This is a genomic window from Methylobacter sp. S3L5C, assembly GCF_022788635.1.
In the GTDB taxonomy this organism is placed as follows: Bacteria; Pseudomonadota; Gammaproteobacteria; order Methylococcales; family Methylomonadaceae; genus Methylobacter_C.
In genome coordinates, this window is sequence record NZ_CP076024.1 from 3,878,293 (window position 1) to 3,896,866 (window position 18,574).

General features: G+C 41.8%; 19 protein-coding genes and 1 pseudogene. 6 read left to right on the top strand and 14 right to left on the bottom strand.

Features of this window, described 5'->3' with window-relative positions:
• Positions 1 to 35: 35 nt before the first annotated feature.
• The 10 genes and pseudogenes from cas2e to cas3 all read right to left on the bottom strand — a co-directional run bounded on the left by cas2e (position 36) and on the right by cas3 (position 9,863).
• On the bottom strand, positions 36 to 326 hold the full coding sequence (gene cas2e / locus KKZ03_RS17570) for a type I-E CRISPR-associated endoribonuclease Cas2e (RefSeq protein WP_243218080.1): 291 nt from the start codon (positions 324 to 326) through the stop codon (positions 36 to 38).
• A complete protein-coding gene (gene cas1e, locus KKZ03_RS17575) occupies positions 307 to 1,218 on the bottom strand; it encodes a type I-E CRISPR-associated endonuclease Cas1e (RefSeq protein ID WP_243218081.1) in 912 nt (303 codons plus the stop codon). The genes cas2e and cas1e overlap by 20 nt, the downstream gene beginning before the upstream one ends.
• Before the next feature lie 627 nt (positions 1,219 to 1,845).
• Positions 1,846 to 1,917: pseudogene (locus tag KKZ03_RS22110) on the bottom strand (type I-E CRISPR-associated protein Cas6/Cse3/CasE); the annotation flags it as partial.
• A 15-nt stretch (positions 1,918 to 1,932) separates the two neighbouring features.
• Entirely contained in the window at positions 1,933 to 2,235 is a 303-nt protein-coding gene (locus KKZ03_RS17580; protein ID WP_243218082.1) for a DUF2442 domain-containing protein, read from the bottom strand.
• A complete protein-coding gene (gene cas6e / locus KKZ03_RS17585) occupies positions 2,228 to 3,100 on the bottom strand; it encodes a type I-E CRISPR-associated protein Cas6/Cse3/CasE (protein WP_243218083.1) in 873 nt (290 codons plus the stop codon). The genes KKZ03_RS17580 and cas6e overlap by 8 nt, the downstream gene beginning before the upstream one ends.
• Positions 3,100 to 3,882: a type I-E CRISPR-associated protein Cas5/CasD gene (gene cas5e / locus KKZ03_RS17590; RefSeq protein ID WP_243218084.1), complete on the bottom strand. Its 783-nt coding sequence runs from the start codon at positions 3,880 to 3,882 to the stop codon at positions 3,100 to 3,102. The genes cas6e and cas5e overlap by 1 nt, the downstream gene beginning before the upstream one ends.
• A gap of 11 nt (positions 3,883 to 3,893) precedes the next feature.
• Positions 3,894 to 4,958 (bottom strand): type I-E CRISPR-associated protein Cas7/Cse4/CasC, encoded by a 1,065-nt coding sequence (gene cas7e, locus KKZ03_RS17595; protein ID WP_243218085.1) that lies wholly within the window; start codon positions 4,956 to 4,958, stop codon positions 3,894 to 3,896.
• 11 nt (positions 4,959 to 4,969) lie between these two features.
• A complete protein-coding gene (gene casB / locus KKZ03_RS17600; protein WP_243218086.1) occupies positions 4,970 to 5,524 on the bottom strand; it encodes a type I-E CRISPR-associated protein Cse2/CasB in 555 nt (184 codons plus the stop codon).
• Positions 5,524 to 7,098: a type I-E CRISPR-associated protein Cse1/CasA gene (casA, locus tag KKZ03_RS17605; protein ID WP_243218087.1), complete on the bottom strand. Its 1,575-nt coding sequence runs from the start codon at positions 7,096 to 7,098 to the stop codon at positions 5,524 to 5,526. Before casA ends, casB begins: the two co-directional genes overlap by 1 nt.
• A gap of 62 nt (positions 7,099 to 7,160) precedes the next feature.
• Positions 7,161 to 9,863 (bottom strand): CRISPR-associated helicase Cas3', encoded by a 2,703-nt coding sequence (cas3, locus tag KKZ03_RS17610; protein WP_243218088.1) that lies wholly within the window; start codon positions 9,861 to 9,863, stop codon positions 7,161 to 7,163.
• Positions 9,864 to 10,651: 788 nt separating this feature from the next.
• Between cas3 and pilB the strand changes: the two genes are divergently transcribed.
• The 6 genes from pilB to yacG all read left to right on the top strand — a co-directional run bounded on the left by pilB (position 10,652) and on the right by yacG (position 16,129).
• On the top strand, positions 10,652 to 12,364 hold the full coding sequence (gene pilB, locus KKZ03_RS17615; protein WP_243221668.1) for a type IV-A pilus assembly ATPase PilB: 1,713 nt from the start codon (positions 10,652 to 10,654) through the stop codon (positions 12,362 to 12,364).
• Positions 12,365 to 12,366: 2 nt separating this feature from the next.
• Positions 12,367 to 13,587 carry a type II secretion system F family protein gene (locus KKZ03_RS17620; protein ID WP_243218089.1) on the top strand — a complete coding sequence of 407 codons (1,221 nt, stop codon included), beginning with the start codon at positions 12,367 to 12,369 and terminating at the stop codon, positions 13,585 to 13,587.
• Between the two features lie 69 nt (positions 13,588 to 13,656).
• On the top strand, positions 13,657 to 14,538 hold the full coding sequence (locus KKZ03_RS17625; protein WP_243218090.1) for an A24 family peptidase: 882 nt from the start codon (positions 13,657 to 13,659) through the stop codon (positions 14,536 to 14,538).
• Between the two features lie 4 nt (positions 14,539 to 14,542).
• The gene (coaE, locus tag KKZ03_RS17630) at positions 14,543 to 15,160 is read left to right on the top strand and encodes a dephospho-CoA kinase (protein WP_243218091.1); all 618 of its coding nucleotides are present in this window, start codon (positions 14,543 to 14,545) and stop codon (positions 15,158 to 15,160) included.
• Positions 15,153 to 15,923, top strand: coding sequence for a cell division protein ZapD (gene zapD / locus KKZ03_RS17635; RefSeq protein ID WP_243218092.1), 771 nt, complete (start codon positions 15,153 to 15,155; stop codon positions 15,921 to 15,923). The genes coaE and zapD overlap by 8 nt, the downstream gene beginning before the upstream one ends.
• Complete coding sequence (gene yacG / locus KKZ03_RS17640) at positions 15,923 to 16,129, top strand: DNA gyrase inhibitor YacG (RefSeq protein WP_243218093.1); 207 nt, start codon at positions 15,923 to 15,925, stop codon at positions 16,127 to 16,129. Before zapD ends, yacG begins: the two co-directional genes overlap by 1 nt.
• Before the next feature lie 80 nt (positions 16,130 to 16,209).
• On the opposite strand, the gene KKZ03_RS17645 is transcribed toward yacG, so the two are convergent.
• The 4 genes from KKZ03_RS17645 to KKZ03_RS17660 form a co-directional block, all read right to left on the bottom strand.
• Positions 16,210 to 16,770: a hypothetical protein gene (locus tag KKZ03_RS17645; RefSeq protein WP_243218094.1), complete on the bottom strand. Its 561-nt coding sequence runs from the start codon at positions 16,768 to 16,770 to the stop codon at positions 16,210 to 16,212.
• A 3-nt stretch (positions 16,771 to 16,773) separates the two neighbouring features.
• A complete protein-coding gene (locus tag KKZ03_RS17650; RefSeq protein ID WP_243218095.1) occupies positions 16,774 to 17,298 on the bottom strand; it encodes a hypothetical protein in 525 nt (174 codons plus the stop codon).
• Positions 17,299 to 17,470: 172 nt separating this feature from the next.
• The gene (locus tag KKZ03_RS17655; protein ID WP_243218096.1) at positions 17,471 to 17,947 is read right to left on the bottom strand and encodes a peroxiredoxin; all 477 of its coding nucleotides are present in this window, start codon (positions 17,945 to 17,947) and stop codon (positions 17,471 to 17,473) included.
• An 8-nt stretch (positions 17,948 to 17,955) separates the two neighbouring features.
• A complete protein-coding gene (locus KKZ03_RS17660) occupies positions 17,956 to 18,486 on the bottom strand; it encodes a glycine cleavage system protein R (RefSeq protein ID WP_243218097.1) in 531 nt (176 codons plus the stop codon).
• Positions 18,487 to 18,574 lie beyond the last annotated feature (88 nt).

Here is an 18,574-nt window from a genome sequence, read left to right on the forward strand (position 1 = left end):
TGTTTTTTAGCCTTAAATTGTTAAAGAGCGTGATCCTATTTTTGATCTTCAACAGGGTAAAAAGAAACCAATTTTAATCCGTCAAACTCGACCGGTAAGCGCCGATTTTTACCCAAGGTTATAAAATCAAAACCGGATTCGGTATTGGTACTCCAAGTCATAATTGCATTACCTTCTTCAATACCTTGTTCGATTTGCGACCAAAGCATTTCTCTCACTTTAGCCGATAAATCGCCAACATAAACACCCGCACGAATCTCGATTAGCCATACCGCTAATCGACCTCTTAATCGATGCGGAACATTTTCAACTACGATGACCAACATCGCCGATACTCTCTGGATTAGGAATGGCTGGCGCAATACTTTCTTCAGCCGCTTTGGGCAGTTCAAATTCGCCGGCAGCCAGCACCTCTTCAATGGTAGGAATAATTTTTCTGAGAATTTTACTTTGCCGAAAAATATCGCGGCACATTAACCGTACTTCGCGTTCCGGATCATGATAATTTTTAGCAGCAATTTTGAAGGCATGGGGGATAATCGCGTCAAATTTAAACAAATCGGCAATGTCGTAAACAAAGGACAAGGGTTTGCCAGTGTGGATAAATCCGATGGCGGGCGCATAACCCGCTGCCAACACCGCCGCTTCAGTAATACCATAAAGACAGGCTGTCGCCGCACTGATACAACGATTTGACGTATCGCCTGCTTCCCATTGGGTGTAGTCATAATTACGCCCTTTCCAATCGACACCCGCCTGCTTGGCCAACAATTGGTAAGTTTTTTTAACACGAGAGCCTTCTATACCTCGCAACTGTTCAACACTGCGGCGTTCGGGCGGTTTTTCACCAAAGCGAATTTCGTACATTTTACGCACAACTTTTAAGCGAGCATCATCATCCAGGGCTAATTTGGCTTGATACAACAACCGGTCTGACCGTGCTCCACCGGGTTGTCCTGCGGCATATAACCGAACTCCGGCTTCACCTATCCAAACCAACAACGTCCCTGCCCGTGCAGCTAAAGCGACGGCATGATGCGAAACCCGTGTGCCTGGCTCAAGCATAATACAAGCCACACTGCCAACAGGAATATGGGTACGAATACCGGTTTCATCGATAACGACAAAAGCGCCGTCTTTAACATCAATTTGACCTTTTTCCACAAACACCATAGAAACACGTTCTTTCATGGTGATAGGTTTTAAGGGTGGCAGCATAATTATTCCTTCAATAAATGGTTTTGAAAGGGTGGATGGTTTTTGGCAGACTGATTTTAATAATGAGCCAAACGGTTAAAAGTATTCGGCTGCGACTTACTATTTTAAAAAAACAACTGGTGAACCGCCTCGTTGGTATGAACAATCCGAATATAAAAATCAGCATCAGAGACTTTCAGAATGATTAAACCAGACTTGGACAGCTAGGAAGCCTCTTTATCTGAATGTAAACAAGTTGTAAATAACGCATACCAGCCATATTGTTAAGTTGCAACATGTGCTTTTGCTTTCCGCTGTCCTATTTTTATCATTAAAATGCGTGTATGGATGGTTCACTCAGCGCCTATGGAAGGTCCGCTGGCGCGCATGGGACGTTACTGAAATAACGACCCGCTGAATGCCTTGATAGCTATGGCCTACGCGATTCCGGAGGAGCCTTCCATACGCGCCAATGGAAGACTCGTACCCACTATTCTTTCTTCCAATAGCGCTATTGAGGATTTTCTACTCAGGTTTAATCACCGGCAACTCTAAATCAGTATGCTCACTGGCTTAATAAGCCATATCGTGCGTAACAATTAAGCGTTGGCTGGCAGATTTCACTTGCCCCATGAAATTCAATTGCAATTAAATCCTGGCTAAAGAAAGCAAACCGCACCCAAAAGCTTTGGCAGGGCCGATGCCTTGTTTGATTTTACAAGGGAAATCATCTGATTATCTCTGCAATAACGCATGTAAAAACTCAGGAGCCAAATCAGCTTCGTTAGGCCAAACCACAGTAGATAATTCTTTATTCAACTTAACCTGACAGAATAAAGTCAGGTCTTTAAGTGGTTCAAATACTGTTCCCCACAGTTCATCCTCTAAATTGACGATGCCTTCTGAAGTATCGTTAAAACGTAGCCACAATTGATAATCGTGAAGATAAATAACGTTTGTTATCTGTAAGATCATTTGTAAGCGCCAAAAGATACCCAGCAACAAATTAAGCCACTGATAACCATAGCTTTTAGCCACATCGCCGTATCAGTAGCAATCCACAACCAAAAGCCTTTGATCTGCCAATACCTGTAAATAAAGCATCCTTAAATTTATCTATATCAGTTACTTGTAGCTCACCGGTAAAATCGACTGAGCTAAAACCTGACTTATCACCTTTACACCCTTTTACAGACAAACTATGCCATTGATAAGCACTGTTTTGCAGTTTTCTTAAATCATTGTCGTCAGTAAGCAGCTTAAATCCCAGTCGTTCACCCTGATTTTTAAACCAGTTTTCAAGAGATCTATCAATACAGGATTTTAGTGCCCATTCCAAAAGTTCAGAAAGTTGCTTGCACTGCTGTAATTTCTCGGCATAAAGTGGATCAGCTTGTAGTATGTCAGTAAGACGCTGACTGAATGCTTCTCCACCTTTATCCAAAAGAAGTTTTTTATAAGCACTCTTTTCCTGTTTTTCTGGCAACTGAGTTTCAAGATTGAATTCTTTAACCAGTAATTTTAAAAACTGCTGCTGTGCATCCATGACTACATCATGTTTTTTACCGAGCCTTGTCACCACTGGATTGGCTCGACATTCAAAGGTCAAATGTTGCCCGACTGCCAATTGTGGTTGATAATTTTTAAAATCAACACTGAATAACTCATTTTCGATTGGCTTGGTTTGCGATACCAAATAATAAACAGATTCGCCGCGCACAGTGGGCAATGCTCCCAATTGTTCACGGGCAATTTCTTCGCGGTATAAAAAAGTTCTTTGCTTTTCTTCCGGGAACAAATCCCATAACAGACGATGAATACCGTAAACATTGCCTTCCAGCACTTTACCTAATTGCGATGATTTAAAAATATTAGGACGAATGCGAACTCTGGAAAAATACATTACGCTCCTCCCGAACAAAATAAATAATGCTCTTGGCGCGGCATAAACTGCCAGCGCTTACGAGATAACGGTTGATCATGCCGTGTGCGCGTTTGTCGCCGAGTTAAAGCCAAAGTATCATCGGAAAAATCCTCCGGCAGTCCTTCCCAGTAATAATGGCGATCATTCGGCCGACCCAACCAGTCATAATCACGTTGTGCCAACGTGCCATCACTTGCGATTGATGTCGGCAACATGGGTTTATGTTGGTAGGCTTTAAATGCGGAAAAATAATTAGCTTGGTCAGTAATAAGCTGAGGCTGCAAGGGCGCTGCCAAAGGGCAGGATTTACGTCCCAGATACAAATGATATTTAGGCTCCAACAAAGCGGCCTGAATTTCAGCCAACGCAAAAGGAGCATTAGCTAAAGTACGAACAGCAACCAGCGCCAATGCATCAGTGCGATATTCGCGGCTGGATAAAATAGTACCCAAGCGCTGTTTGCCTAAAATCAATTCATCACGTCGAGTGCGATAAGTAAACTTACCTACCGAGTCGGGCACTTGCGTCGTGTGATAATCACGCAGCAAATTTCCGACAGCCACAACTTCCACAGCCAACGCATAACCTTGTTGCAGGTGTTGCTGTTTTTCTTCATCGTCGCGAGCAATGCCCAGCGCGGCTGCCAACAAGCCGATAATGGCCGATTTACTAGGGTAATTGGCGGTGTGGCGATTTTCACCAACGGCAATTTCACCCCAGCTTGCCATCGGCCCATATAAACGAAATACCAGAACATCCATAGCGCCCCCCTTTATTGACCGACAAAATCCAGCAGTTCAGCCAAAGTACCCTGCTCTTTTGAGACATTCAGCTCACAGCGAGTATCCGCACAGGCACCGTAGACTTTATCAAAACTATCTTTTTGTTTGATAATGGCGTTAATCGAATCGGCGATGAAATCTTCGTTTTCACGATGATTAATGGGTTTAAGGTAGGCAATTGATAATGATCTTGGTTGTTGATTGCCCCTTTCAGCCAGCACATACGAGGCATAAGCGCGAGACGCAAAGCTGTTTTGTTTACCTTCGGGAGCGACTTTAACCGCTGCTTCGGTTAGAGCGCGAATGGCTTTGTTTGCCAGATCTTCATTACCGTCCAGATTTTTAACCAGCAATTCGCGGTTGATACAAATGTAGGAATAAAACAAACCGGCAGCAAAACGTGTTTCGCCGATGTGGGCGGCGCCCGCATCTTCAAGGCCATTATTGAGATCATCAACAGCCGTGAAGTAATCATCTTCAATCACCACTGGATGTACGCTGATGGCATGAGCGACTTGACAGGCAGCTTCAATATTAAAAGAAGGACTGGAAGCTAACATACGACCAAACAGGGCAATATCTACCGCCTGTTCATTTAAGCGCAGCAACTTAATTTCATCAACCTCGGGTGCTCGCTGTTCAGCAATAAGCTTTTCAGTCAGGGCTTTAATCGTTTGTAATTCAGCAGGACTGACATGAACCAATTGTTCAATCTCAAGATCTGCCAACGGTTTGTCTTTTTCAGCTTTTTTTAACGCACCGAATACCCCTGCCATGGCTTTCGTCCAATCTTTAGCATCCTTTTCTTTTATTTCACCCGCGATTAACTGGTTATAAATATCAATCCCTAACAATTTGGTTCGAGTACCCAAGTGATCACTCATTGCAGTTTGAAATAAATCTGATGTACGCCATGTTCTTTTCAAACACTGCGAAGAAACCCTCAAGCGATCGTAACCGCCCATTTTTGCAGTTTTTGGACTGCCTTGGTCGTCACGATTCAAATTGGCAGGCGGATAAGCAGTTAGTAAATGTAATTGTATAAAACGACTCATGTAGTCTCTCCTTAGTCAGATTTTTTAGGTAAAGCAGTGAAGTAATCGGTGACCCAGCGAACCGCCAGCCGGTTAGATGGATGTCTATCAAGCTGATGTTCAAACTCTTTATGCCAATGAATAATATCGTTGGCTAACGAAAGAATATTGACATTACTACCCAGTAATTTAATGGCTCTGATAATACGACGATAAAAATCATCGGTGGTTGGGCTTTTTTGTAATTGCTGAAAACGTAATTCACTCATGGGAGCCTTGCTTTTGTCTTTCATTGGCGTTGCCAACTGCTTGGCAAAGCTGAATGGCGTATCGCCCTTCTTAACCTGTGAAAGTAAACCAGCAATAGCCGCAGAAACATATAATTTCTGATCTTGAGGCAATTTTTGAGGAAACATTTCAGGCATTTTTGCCAAGAAATGAAAAAATGCATCCGTTAATAAAATATCTTCCGGGCTTTCTGCTCGACGTAACCGAGCGCGGTCACCGCGATTATCGTCCAACCCTACATGCCAACTTTGTAAGGCGTGTTGTTCCGCTGTATTTAAAAAATAGTAGTCTTCGCTCATCAGGCTGCCTCCTCTGGTTTAGCTTTTGCTTTAAGTGCTTTAATAATTTTGTTGCTATAAAATTTAATGCGTAAGGCTTTTTGCGCAGTCACAATCCGCTTTAAATTCAGGTCTTCCGGTGTTGATGCCAAGGTTGCCGTTTCAAAAACATGATTCATCTGTTTTCTAAGGGTTTCATGCCAGCTTGCGTAAATTTCACTCGGTGCCATTCGCGTATCCTCCGGCAGCATCGCCAGTTGCTCCAGTAAACGGTAAAAATCCATTTCTGTGGCTTGCCAAAATTGCGCGTCAATTTGGCTCATATCACCCTTAGCATCTTTCGGATGACTAAACCAGGCTGATTTCACTTCTTCACGTAGCATTTTGACTGTTTCTTTGGCCGCATTAACAAACTCAGTCGCCCAATCAGTCAGATTGTTACGTTGCATTTCGCTAAGGTAATAGATGGGGAATCTTGATTCATACCAACACCTTGCTTTCATGTTGTCCATATCGTAACCAAAGCACCAAAGTGAAACTGCGCCACTGTCACTTATAATTCTGCCACGTTCTTGGTTATATAACTGTACGGTTTTTGACGCTTTATCGCCGTTATCATTATCTTGCAAAGTGATACCTAGCCAATGCCGATAACCTAAGCCACCTTGTTGTCCTTTCAAAGATAACGGGAGATTAACTTTTTTCGAGTCGAAACGATAAGGCGTTAAAGGATGTATCCAGGCACCATCATAGTTAGTGCCATAATTTTTTGTTCGATAGGCCTGATATAAAAGCTCCGCATGATTGCCACACAAATCGCAGTCAGTATTGGCTATTTTTGTCGTCAAGCGGATACGACGCGGCATTCCCCAGTACGCATGCAATGGATGAACCTCGGCTGGCGAGGTGATTTTACCCTTTTCGGAAACACGGGTTTTACCCAGCCAAGGCAAGATGCTTGAATCGATTTTTTCAGCAGGTTCCAGTTCCTCTTGGTTCAACACATTCAACCAAAGTTTTTGCCATAAAGTGGCCGATGGGTCTTTTGGAAAAATTAAGCTTGTTAGCGGCCCACCGCCGCGAAGTCCTACACGATGTCCAACGCCACCGGAAGGAGCGTTGGTTTGTAGCGTAAATAAAGCTGTTGCAGTACAACTTGGACAAAGCTGATTGGCGCGATCGCGCTTAACGAAGTGGTCAAGATTATCTTTAAGTGTTTTTCCACCCGGTGATTCGATCAATAATGCCGAAATACCTTTAGTTTCTCCATCGGGCAAATCAAAATCCTGCAAAAATGCAGGGCCATCGACAGCATCCAACTCGAACGCAAACGCAACCTTTTCTAAACAGGCCTGCAATTCATCCGGTTCAGGCGATTGCTGCCAATAATCAAGCCATTGATCTTCATCTTCTGGCGCAAAACAGGTTTGCAGCGTACCGATTAACAACTGGTACAAAGCGCCCTGAAAATCTGGCCTTGATGCAGTAATTTCAACAACTGGATTATCTACTTCAGTAATTTGCCACAGGGCGATAATGTCCGGTTGTCCATTTTGACGAATAACGGGTATCCAGTGGTCGGTCATTAAATTCATGTGTTCTCCTTGGCTTTCAAAAGCCGTTTATACACTGTGTATAATTGCCAAAAAATCACTTGCTATCCTACAAATCCAAGCGAAGAGGAATAAATAACTTGTCCTTCCTCAAATGGCAGTATTTCAACCCAGCACAACGCTTTTTGCTCAGCTTTCAAGGTTACGATCATGGCTTTTAGATTATCCGGTATCTGTTGCTGTGCTTTTCCCCATTCATGGCTCGGTAATTTAACGGTACTCAATGCCCAGGCATAAGTTTCTGCTTGGGCGTAGGGTTTTAGTTGGCCATTTTCAACAATGGCCAACGCTACCGAGATGGTTTCTTCTTCTGTTAAACGCGTCGGCATTCTGGTTTCTTCATCCCAATCGCCGCTGGAACGGGTATAGCCCTTGTTGAGTTTTAGCACGTTCAGATCGGCCATGCTTTTTTGTACCATGGCTTTACTTGTCGCCTGTATAGAACCGTCTAACAGTGCATCTGGTATTTTCTCTTCGGCATCAAATGAATACACGCCTTCAATTAAATCCCTCGCATCATCAGGCATAGTAAATTGGCCTCGCCTAACCAAAAGTTTCGCCGTCAACCAAAGCTGACCGATATGCTGATAAACGGCCTGTGTTCCGGCGTAATCTGGTTTTAGCCAATTTATATCGGCGCCTTCTATCGGATCTGGTGAAAGCAGGTAAAGTATCGGCCTGCCTCGTAAATCTTTTGCGCCTTCCTGCCTAATCCGGTTACCTTGCATATCCCGGATATGTCGCATTAATCTTCCTGCCCGCTGTATGATCAAGTCAATAGGTGCCAAATCACTGATCATCACATCAAAATCCAAATCCAAGGATTGCTCAACTACTTGCGTAGCTATCAACACCTGACCTTTTCTATGTTCAGGGGTAGAGTTATCGCCAAAGTATTCCAGCGTTCTATTTTCAATGACTTGACGATCAATCATCGCAAAGCGGCTGTGAAAAAGACTTAGTTGATTCGAAGCAATACCAGCATCTAATAAATCTTGATATGACTGTCTGGCAGATTTTACCGTATTGCGTATCCAGCAGACGCAGCGGCCAGCGGCAACAGCTAACTTAATTTGTGCAATAACTTCTTCTTCGTTATTCAAGCGTTGAATGTTGACGGTACGTTTAACTGCTTCGCGGGTATCTATCGACTGTTCAATGGCTGTAGCCGGTGTATGTGTTGCTAAAGGATAAGGAGCAGGATAACTCAACGCTGGAGCATTTTGCCCCAGACCTTTATAAAAAGCGTTAACAAGCCCTTCACGCATGGTTTGCGGCAAGGTTGCCGATAATAAAATCACACTACCGCCTTGCCTGGCGTGAGCTTCAAGTAACGCATTCAGCAACTTTTGCATGTAACTGTCATAAGCATGGACTTCGTCGACCAGTAACACTTTACGACCCAGACCCAGCAAGCGTAGAGATTGATGGCGTGCGGGTAAAACGGCTAACAACGCCTGATCCAATGTACCAACACCCACATCGGCTAATAATGCTTTTTTTCGGCTGTCAGCCAGCCAAGCGTTGCAATAGGCGGTCGCACTTAATTCCTGATCCTCCTCGTTTTGTCCACTCAGATAATCGCCATCTGTTATCGATTGCTTGGCTAAAACAACAGAATCCTGAAAAACTTGAGACAACTCACGCGCACCATGCGCCAAAATTAAGGACGGTTTACTGCCGGATTGATAAAATTGGTGATAAACATTGCTCAATCTTTTATACATGGCATTGGCAGTTGCCATGGTTGGTAAGGCAATATATAAACCATCCGCCAAGCCATGTGCCATCAAACGCTGAGTTAAAATCAAGGCAGCTTCGGTTTTTCCGGCTCCAGTGACATCCTCCAAAATAAACAATTGCGGTTGCTCGGTGAGCGGTTCTTTAATGGCATATTCTTGCAACGGCGTCGGTTGCTGGATAAAAGGGAACAGTTTTTCAATAGTTTGAAATGCATTAACATCCGGGATTTTAGGTAATGCACCGATAGCCTCTTTTGCTTTTTCTAAAGCAATCTCATGCCAATACGTTTTTAATTCTTTAGGCTTATCGTAATAAATAAAATATTCCTGATTAGAACCCAACCAATCAGCTAACACAGCAACACCGGCCAATTGCCAGGATACCGGTTTCAGCCGTTTTTTAAGTGCCTTGTCCAACAGTGGTTGGAAGTCGAAATCTGCAAGAAAGAACTCAACTGAATCCTGAACAAATGCCATTGCGGCTTGTTCATCTACAACTTCAAAAAAATTCCGCGTTCGTAAATTCGTTTTGGGCGGCACACCATGATGACCTGTTACTATTTCCAGCCAAGATTTGAGCTGGATCGGCCAGGCGTTAACAGCAGAATCAGTCGAATCACTGGCTAGTAATTGCTCATCAAGCTTGGTTTGCAGTATTTCTTGCCATAGACAAAAACCCAAACTATCGTGTCGTTCAGAATAAGACATTCTTGGATTGGCTTTTACTAAATCAACTGACAAATCCTGCCGTAGGCTTTGAAAAGCTTGAGAAAATTTACCTAAATCATGCAAAGCCAAACAAAAAACAAAAAACTGTCTTAACCATTCGGGCTCTACTTTTAATTGCTTTGCTAATTGTTTGCAAAGTGGTTTGTCAGGCGCTAATAATTGCCACCCAACCGCCGCCACATCCAAACAATGATAAGGCAGCAAATGGTAACTTGCGCCGCTGTCATTATCTGACTTGGCCTTGCCCCAATACTTGTAATACATTTTTTCTGTCATGTTTCTGCCCTAAAGTTTGGTTTGATTAACGCTATCAACTGGCTATTTTCATAAGGTTATCGCTTGTTTTTATCATTTTTTGTATAGCGCTATTTTTACTGGCGGTAGCAAGTAAAACCGGGGCATTTAATTTCTACTGCCGTAGCTTGTTTGAGTAACCAACTAATCTTATTGGGTTGTTATTAAAAAATACGGCTATCAATTTAAGGCCAAGAAGGGCTGATCAAGGCATTAATGGTAAGCATTTCCACAAACTGAAGACGAACGAGGCTTCTGTTTAAAGCTGTTCCAGTTATACGTTTTTTATGCTTTAGATTTACTTAAACCATATCACAGACAAAGAGTAATATATATATTATTTATATGTAATTTGTTTTTTAAATTTAATTTATTAAAATTGCCGTATTCCCCTTTATATATGGGTGGCCAAGTTAAAAGGGGCAAAAAGCATAACTTAACCTTTCGCCCTGGGTTAATAGAAGAATGAACGGAAATCAAGATAACCTTTACCGCTTTGCTTTTTTTCGTGCTTTTCGTGCTTTTCGTGGATAAAAATCCGTAGATCAGGATTATTATTTGTATAATCCTGTAATTACAAGCCAATCTCATCATTGGTAGCTGATGATGGCCAATGATGCGCCACCATGTAAAGTTGCCTGCTTATCTTTTATAAAACAGACTAACAGTTATTCTCCGTTGTATTGCCGGCTAAAATATAATAGAATTTTTCAACATTACACATAGGATTTTGTGCCTTGTTTTTATACCACCAACCCGTTAATCAATATATGCCCACTGCACCCACAGATTTTCAGCTTAGTGGTTTTATAAAGTTCTTAATTCTGGAAGGTTTGCTTACGGAAAGTGAAGCCAAAATTCATAACCAGGAAGCACAAAAAAACAATCTCCCCTTATTAAGCTATCTTGCTGCAAGTCATCTTGTTGACAGTAAAGTGGTCGCAACAAAAGCCTCAAATGAATACGGTGTATCCTTTCTTGATCTCGATGCTCTTGATCTCCATAGTTTGCCAATTAGTCTAATCAACGAAAAACTGATCCGTAAACATCGCATTTTGCCAGTGTTTATGCGGGGAAAAATACTATTTATAGCCCAATCTGATCCAACCAACCTTTTGGCGTTGGATGAAATAAAATTTCAAAGTCGGCTACATCCAGAAACCATTCTGGTCGAAGAAAACAAGCTGGCCAAGGCTATTGAAATTGCCCTGGAAGTCGTTGATACCTCAATGACTGATCTTCTTGACGAAGACCTTGATAATCTTGATATTAGCGGCGGCGACCAAGAATCCACCAAAACCGATATCGACACCGATATTGATGACGCGCCGATTGTTAGATTTGTGAACAAAATCCTGTTGGATGCCATAAAAAAAGGCGCCTCTGATATACACATGGAACCTTATGAAAAAAACTTTCGTATTCGTTTCAGAGCGGATGGCATACTGTATCAGGTTGCCAGTCCGCCAACCAATATCGCCAGTCGAATAATATCCCGGGTTAAAGTGATGGCTAAAATGGATATTGCCGAACGTCGAGTACCGCAGGATGGGCGTATAAAAATGAACTTGTCCAAGCACCTTGCGATTGATTTTCGTGTTAATAGCTGCCCCACATTATTCGGTGAAAAAGTGGTTTTGCGTATCTTGGACCCTACCAGTGCGCAGATTGGTATCGAAAAACTGGGCTTTGAGCCTGAACAAGAAAAGCTTTTTCTCCATGCCATTAACAAACCTTACGGTATGGTTCTGGTTACAGGACCTACGGGTAGCGGTAAAACGGTGACGCTGTACACCGGTTTAAACCTACTCAACAGTATCGAACGCAATATTTGTACTGCTGAAGACCCCGTTGAAATTACTGTAGAAGGTATCAATCAGGTAAATATGAACGTTAAAGCCGGCTTGACGTTTGCTAGCGCCTTACGGGCTTTCTTGCGTCAAGATCCCGATGTTATTATGGTCGGTGAAATCAGGGATTTGGAAACCGCTGATATTGCCGTAAAAGCCGCGCAAACCGGTCACTTGGTATTATCAACTTTACATACCAATGATGCCCCGCAAACATTAAACCGTTTGATGCAAATGGGCATCGAGCCTTTCAACATAGTCTCTGCTGTTATTTTGATTATGGCTCAGCGTCTGGCGCGACGTCTTTGTGAGTACTGTAAAATCCCGGCTGATTTTCCCGAGCATATTCTTGTCTCTGCAGGTTTTACAGAAGACGAGTTAAAGACACTTAAAATATATAGTTCTGTAGGTTGTGAGCACTGTACCAATGGTTATAAAGGCCGGGTCGGTATTTATCAGGTAATGACCTTGAGTGAAAACATGCGCGCGCTGATATTGGAAGGCGGCAATGCCATGCAATTGGCAGAGCAGGCAAAAGCTGAAGGCATCAATGACCTTCGTGCCTCAGGCTTAAATAAAGTACGCATGGGTATCACCAGTCTTGAAGAAATTGATCGGGTAACCAAGGAGTAATTATGGCAGATCCTGTTGAGCAACTTGATTTTATCTGGCAAGGCGTCGATAAAAACAGAAAAAAAACCAATGGAATTATCGCCGCTAAAAATGAGCTGATAGCAAAAACCGAATTACGACGACAAGGCTATCGCGTCACTAAAATAAAGAAAAAATCCAAGCCGTTTTTTAGCCCACGGTTAAAAAAAATTACCCCTGCGGATATCGCCATTTTCGCGAGGCAGTTAGCGACTATGCTGGGTGCAGGTATACCGCTGGTTCAATCCTTTGATATTGTCGGCAAAGGCCATGAAAACCCCAGCATGCAAAATATGCTGTTAAGCGTAAAAGCGGATATTGAAGCCGGTGATACCCTGGCGGAAGCGCTAAAGAAAAAACCTCTGTATTTTGATGAATTATTTTGTAATCTGGTCGATGCCGGCGAGCAAGCCGGGGTACTGGAAACACTGCTGGATAAAATTGCGACTTACAAAGAAAAAACCGAGTCCATGAAGAAAAAAATCAAAAAAGCACTGGGCTACCCTATTGCCGTAATCGTGGTCGCTTTTATTGTTACCGCTATTCTTCTGTTGTTTGTCGTACCGGTATTTGAAGACATGTTTAAGAGTTTTGGTGCCGATTTACCGGCGTTTACCCGCATGGTTGTCAATATGTCCCAATGGATGAAAGAATGGTGGTGGATTTTACTTGGCATTATTATTATTGTTATTTATGTGTTTGGTTATTTTAAAAAACGCTCACGGCCCTTTAATCACTTTTTGGATAAAACCTTACTAAAAGTGCCTGTAGTCGGTATGATTATCAACAAGTCCGCGATTGCCCGCTTTGCCAGAACCTTATCAACCATGTCTGCGGCAGGCGTGCCTTTGGTAGATGCGTTACAATCAGTCTCTGGCGCTTGTGGTAATATTATTTACGCCGAAGCGGTATTAAAAATGCGCGAAGAAGTCGCAACCGGCCAACGACTGCAGGTTGCCATGCTGCAAACCAAACTTTTTCCACATATGGTGCAGCAGATGGTTGCTATCGGTGAAGAGTCCGGCTCAATGGACGCAATGCTGGCTAAAGTCGCCGATTTTTTCGAAGAAGAAGTGGATAATCTCGTCGACAACTTAAGCAGCTTAATGGAACCGATTATTATGGTTATTTTAGGCACTCTGATTGGTGGTTTGGTTGTTGCCATGTATTTACCCATTTTCAAAATGGGTGCGGCTGTCAGCTAAACCTGACAAAAAAACCGTTATGCGAGCTTTTATAGCAAATGCTTTTACACCCACTTTTTTATATAGGTCATGATACAGCAGCTACATATCTTATTAACAACCCCTTATTTACTGGTAACCTTGGCGAGTCTTATTGGATTAATAGTCGGTAGTTTTCTCAATGTAGTTATTTATCGATTACCGGTAATGATGCAACAAAACTGGCGTAAGGAGTGCACTGAATATTTGCAAATAGACACTATTGAAACAAATACACGGCAAGAACCCTTTAATCTGTCTTTGCCCTTATCACGCTGCCCTCATTGCAAAACACCGATCAAGCCTTACCAAAACATCCCCGTCATCAGTTACCTTTTTTTAAAGGGTCGCTGTGCAACTTGTAGCCAGCCAATTTCTTTACGCTATCCGCTTATAGAAGCGCTCACTGCCCTAACATCGGCCATAGTGGCCTGGCATTTTGGCTATTCTCCGCAAACTGTTTTTGCCTTGGTACTAACCTGGTCGCTGGTTGCCCTGAGCTTTATTGATATAGACCACCAGTTATTACCCGATAACATAACACTGCCCTTACTTTGGCTGGGCTTGTTGTTGAGCCTGTTTGGTTTTTTTACTGACACGCATGCCAGTATTATAGGTACCATAGTCGGCTATACAAGTCTTTGGGTCGTCTTTCATGTATTTAAACTGGCAACCGGCAAGGAGGGCATGGGCTTTGGTGATTTTAAATTACTGGCTTTATTTGGTGCGTGGCTGGGTTGGCAATGTTTACCCCTTATTATTTTATTATCGTCACTGGTAGGCGCAATTATTGGCGTATCCCTGATTATTTTTGCCAAACGCGATCATACTATCCCTATTCCATTTGGTCCCTATTTGGCACTCGCCGGATGGTTGGCACTATTGTGGGGTGACGATATCAATCAGTTTTATTTAACGACAGCAGGTTTGTAATCTCATGCTCAAAATCGGCCTAACCGGCGGCATAGGTTGTGGTAAAAGTACCGTTACCAAAATTTTCGAGCAATTAAAAATACCGGTTATTGATGCTGATGAAATAGCGCATCAACTGGTTGCTACCGGGCAACCGGCATTAGCACAGATACAGAGAGAATATGGCGCAGACGTACTCAATGTAGACGGTTCGCTAAACAGAAAACAGCTTAAAGAACTCATATTTTCGGATTGCCAAAAAAAGCAAAAACTGGAAGCTATTCTGCATCCATTGGTCTATCAAGCCATACAAGCAGAACTTAATCTATTAAAGGTGCCATACTGCATAATTTGTATCCCGTTATTATTTGAAACCAATATGGCTCATCTGGTCGACAGGGTACTGGTTGTCGACTGTCCGGTTAAAATCCAAATCGAACGTTTACAAAAACGCGATAATATGACGATAGCAAGAATACAGTCCATTATTGATAGTCAAGTATCACGCGATGTCAGAAAATCGCTAGCCAATGATCTGCTCGATAACTCGAAAACCGATGATAGACTTGCAGAAGCCGTTAAAAAACTGCACAATTTCTATCTTTCATTAAGCAATTTCCAGGATAAACTTGTCTGTGAATAATACTATTACTTATGAATTTCCACTCAATGAACGAATCCGTGTTTTCATAAGACTTGAGCAACTATTTCAACAATTCATGCACTTTTCAGTAGGGGAATCTATTGCCGATAAACGTGCAGCCATCACCGTGCTACTTGATATCATGTCGATTTTCCGGCGTAACGATCTAAAATCAGAAATCATTAAAGAACTTGATCGTCAAGCAACGGTGCTTAATAAAATTGCCGACAGCGAAGGGGTTGATAAGGAAAAATTGCAAGATATTCTTGACCAGCTTGCCGGCATCAGTAAAAAACTTTATGCGATTACCGGAAAAATCGGTATCAATATCATGGAAAGTGATTTATTTCAAAGTATTAGCCAGCGCAGCTCTATTCCTGGCGGCACTTGCTCTTTTGATTTACCCGAGTACCATTACTGGCTTGAACAGGATGAAGCTATTCGCGTAAAAAACCTGCAACACTGGAGCAGTCCGTTTATTGATATTCACACCGCGATTGATTTTATTCTTAATTTTATACGTAACAGTCGATCAGCCAAACAGGAAGTCGCTGTTGCGGGTTTTTTCCAGGTTTCTCTGGATAAAAACCAACCTTTCCAACTTATCAAGATAAGTCTGGATAAGTCACTATCCTGTTTTGCTGAAATAAGTGGCGGCAAACATCGGTGTACCATCCGTTTTATGGAAGCATCTACTGATGATAACCGTCCAAAACAAAGTACCAATGATATTCCCTTTAAGCTAACCTGCTGTTTATTCTAATGTCATCAACCGGTAAACCAATCACTGTAAAATGCCCCAATTGCCAGCGTCCCGTTGAGTGGACGCCTGAACAGGAATTTAAACCTTTTTGCTGTGAACGTTGCAAATTAATCGACTTGGGTGAGTGGGCCATGGAAGAAAAAATAATCCCTGGCAAATCGCTGGAGTTGGAAAACGATGAAGGAGAGGATTCGTTTTTCCAATAAAGCTGAACCACGTTATCAATACCGGCAGGGAGATTACAAAATCAAAAGCTTCCTTCGTAACTGCCTTTGCAAAACTACTGTCAGCGAGGTTGCCGGGTTAACCCACTACCTTTCTGTTGAATCAAGTTTAGCGTTCTTTCCGGCAGCTTTTCGGTAGTTGTGCCCTCCAGGTGCAGACGCGCATCTTCATGTACCGTGGTCATAAAATTAATCAACTGTATCTCGTGCTGCATTTTTTGTTCAAAATCTTCCGCTTCCCACATTTGGTTCAATAGTTGTTTGGCATGATGATGAATGGTGAAAGCAACTGCTTCAGGCAGATGAGTATAACTTGTCTTTATTGATTGTTTGAGCCGGTCCAATGATATCAGGTACTGCTTATAGTCCTTAATATCCTGCTTACACTTGGTTTTAAGCATGGATAATTCAGTAGCATTTTTGGTTTGCAGCAAGGTAATTTCATGCGCCAACTGAACACTTTTATTTTTTAATTCCGCTTCCAGAGCTTTCTCGGCGATTACCCTGGTGTGTTTAAGTTTAATCTGTTGATCCAGGTTGCTTGCTTGCCATTGCAGATTTTCATCTTTAACTGAATGAAAAAGCTTGATCAAGGTGAAAACCCGATTTTTTAAAGTCGTCATTACCTAAATAAAAGTGGCTATTTTTTGCTGTAATTTTAATAGAGCCTCAATATCTTGTTGATCGCGATACCGGGAATTTTCTTGTTGTAATTGCAGATAAGTTGTTTTTGATAGCTGATGTTTAATCAACTGCAAGTCTTTAGTGATGGCTTTGGATAAAGAGTCAATGTGTTGGCGATTATTAACCGTTAACAATTGCTTTCTTTTTGTTTCATTAAAATAATTAATTTGTGTTGCTCTAAAAAAAAACAACTTTTTTAAACGATCCTGTTGAGATTGAATAAATAATAACTGCCGCTGCAAGCGCTGTTTCGCGGAAAAATATTCCAAACAGGCGGCAATAATCAGCTTAATTATAACCAATAATCCCGTTATTATTAATAAAGCAATCGCAGTTAACAGGAAGGCCAAACCCAATTGAGTGATAAGCTCAGGTAGCATCGGCATATCCAGTGCCAGCAACAGGTCTGCCGATATCAATACGGCAAAAGCAAAGAACAGTAATAATAGGGTAATTCTAATAATCAAAATGACAACTGACGTTTTTAATATTACAGGACGGTTGTATCCAACTTCTTATCAAAAGCCTTAACACCTGATGCTTATGGCAGTAAAAAATTGCCCTTCCGGCATAAAATCAACCAAGTAATATTGACTTTTATAATACGTTAAGAGGCCATCAGGCCCTCACCGCCTATGATCATGCTTTAGAAACTTCAGTTAAAGCCTCTAAAATATCTTCACTATGGTTTTTAACTTTTACTTTACGCCATTCACCGATCAGTATGCCCTGAGGGTCAATGAGGAAAGTACTGCGCTCGATACCTCGAACCTGTTTGCCATACATATTTTTCATTTTTATAACATCAAATAATTCGCACAGCTTTTCATCCTTATCTGACAGTAAGTCAAAGGGAAATTCCTGCTTGCATTTAAAGCCTTCATGGACACCAACACTATCACGCGACACGCCGAGTATAACGGTATTTAATAAGTTAAATTTTTCAATATTATCCCGAAAACTCTGACCCTCCTGAGTACAACCTGGTGTATTGTCTTTGGGATAAAAATAAATGACGACAAATCGACCTCGAAAATCAGTCAATTTAATAGTTTTATCACCAGTAGACATTGCCTCAAAATCAGGAATAACCGTACCGACATTAATCTGGCTCATAATAACTCCTAGCGTTTTATAGGCTCAAGAATTGCATCTATGTTTAAATGATCGCAAAAATCCAAAAACTCTTCCCGTAATGACAAGAGAGGCAGTTGCTGTGGAATTAAAACGATAAATTTGGTTGAAAATACTGCTGATTGAATATAAGGAGCCTGGTATGAACTGCCCGTTATTTCTTCGATACTTATATCACGATCAAACAGAAATGAGGTAATAGACTCTACGACGCTATCCTTATCCAGAGAGATAGTTTCCAATGAGTAAGGTATGCAATCTTTACCTTTGTCCTTATCTTTTTGATCAGGACGTAAAGTATGGACTTTTATTTCCAGACGCTTTTGGATACTATCCAGCGTATTTTCAAACTTGGCAATTTGATTCCAGTTACCTTGAATAAGCAAGTAAGCGGCAACAGATTGACCTAGATGGGAGGATCTTATTTCTAAAATATTACAGTTGCAATCACGAACAACGGGTAGTATTTCTCCAATAAAATTAATGTGATTGTTACCTAAAACAGTAATAGCTAGTTGCATTGTATTTTTTTAAAAAAAGTTTTTTTGAAAGTTTAGCATTAAAAACATAAAACTTATGCGAACATTAAATTTTATTGGTATTAAAATA

Excerpts from the sequence above, each read along its gene's own strand:
- cas2e (WP_243218080.1), bottom strand. The coding sequence starts at position 326 with ATGTTGGTCATCGTAGTTGAAAATGTTCCGCATCGATTAAGAGGTCGA.
- cas1e (WP_243218081.1), bottom strand. The coding sequence starts at position 1,218 with ATGCTGCCACCCTTAAAACCTATCACCATGAAAGAACGTGTTTCTATG.
- cas6e (WP_243218083.1), bottom strand. The coding sequence starts at position 3,100 with ATGTATTTTTCCAGAGTTCGCATTCGTCCTAATATTTTTAAATCATCG.
- cas5e (WP_243218084.1), bottom strand. The coding sequence starts at position 3,882 with ATGGATGTTCTGGTATTTCGTTTATATGGGCCGATGGCAAGCTGGGGT.
- cas7e (WP_243218085.1), bottom strand. The coding sequence starts at position 4,958 with ATGAGTCGTTTTATACAATTACATTTACTAACTGCTTATCCGCCTGCC.
- casB (WP_243218086.1), bottom strand. The coding sequence starts at position 5,524 with ATGAGCGAAGACTACTATTTTTTAAATACAGCGGAACAACACGCCTTA.
- casA (WP_243218087.1), bottom strand. The coding sequence starts at position 7,098 with ATGAATTTAATGACCGACCACTGGATACCCGTTATTCGTCAAAATGGA.
- cas3 (WP_243218088.1), bottom strand. The coding sequence starts at position 9,863 with ATGACAGAAAAAATGTATTACAAGTATTGGGGCAAGGCCAAGTCAGAT.
- pilB (WP_243221668.1), top strand. The coding sequence starts at position 10,652 with ATGCCCACTGCACCCACAGATTTTCAGCTTAGTGGTTTTATAAAGTTC.
- KKZ03_RS17620 (WP_243218089.1), top strand. The coding sequence starts at position 12,367 with ATGGCAGATCCTGTTGAGCAACTTGATTTTATCTGGCAAGGCGTCGAT.
- KKZ03_RS17625 (WP_243218090.1), top strand. The coding sequence starts at position 13,657 with ATGATACAGCAGCTACATATCTTATTAACAACCCCTTATTTACTGGTA.
- coaE (WP_243218091.1), top strand. The coding sequence starts at position 14,543 with ATGCTCAAAATCGGCCTAACCGGCGGCATAGGTTGTGGTAAAAGTACC.
- yacG (WP_243218093.1), top strand. The coding sequence starts at position 15,923 with ATGTCATCAACCGGTAAACCAATCACTGTAAAATGCCCCAATTGCCAG.
- KKZ03_RS17645 (WP_243218094.1), bottom strand. The coding sequence starts at position 16,770 with ATGACGACTTTAAAAAATCGGGTTTTCACCTTGATCAAGCTTTTTCAT.
- KKZ03_RS17655 (WP_243218096.1), bottom strand. The coding sequence starts at position 17,947 with ATGAGCCAGATTAATGTCGGTACGGTTATTCCTGATTTTGAGGCAATG.
- KKZ03_RS17660 (WP_243218097.1), bottom strand. The coding sequence starts at position 18,486 with ATGCAACTAGCTATTACTGTTTTAGGTAACAATCACATTAATTTTATT.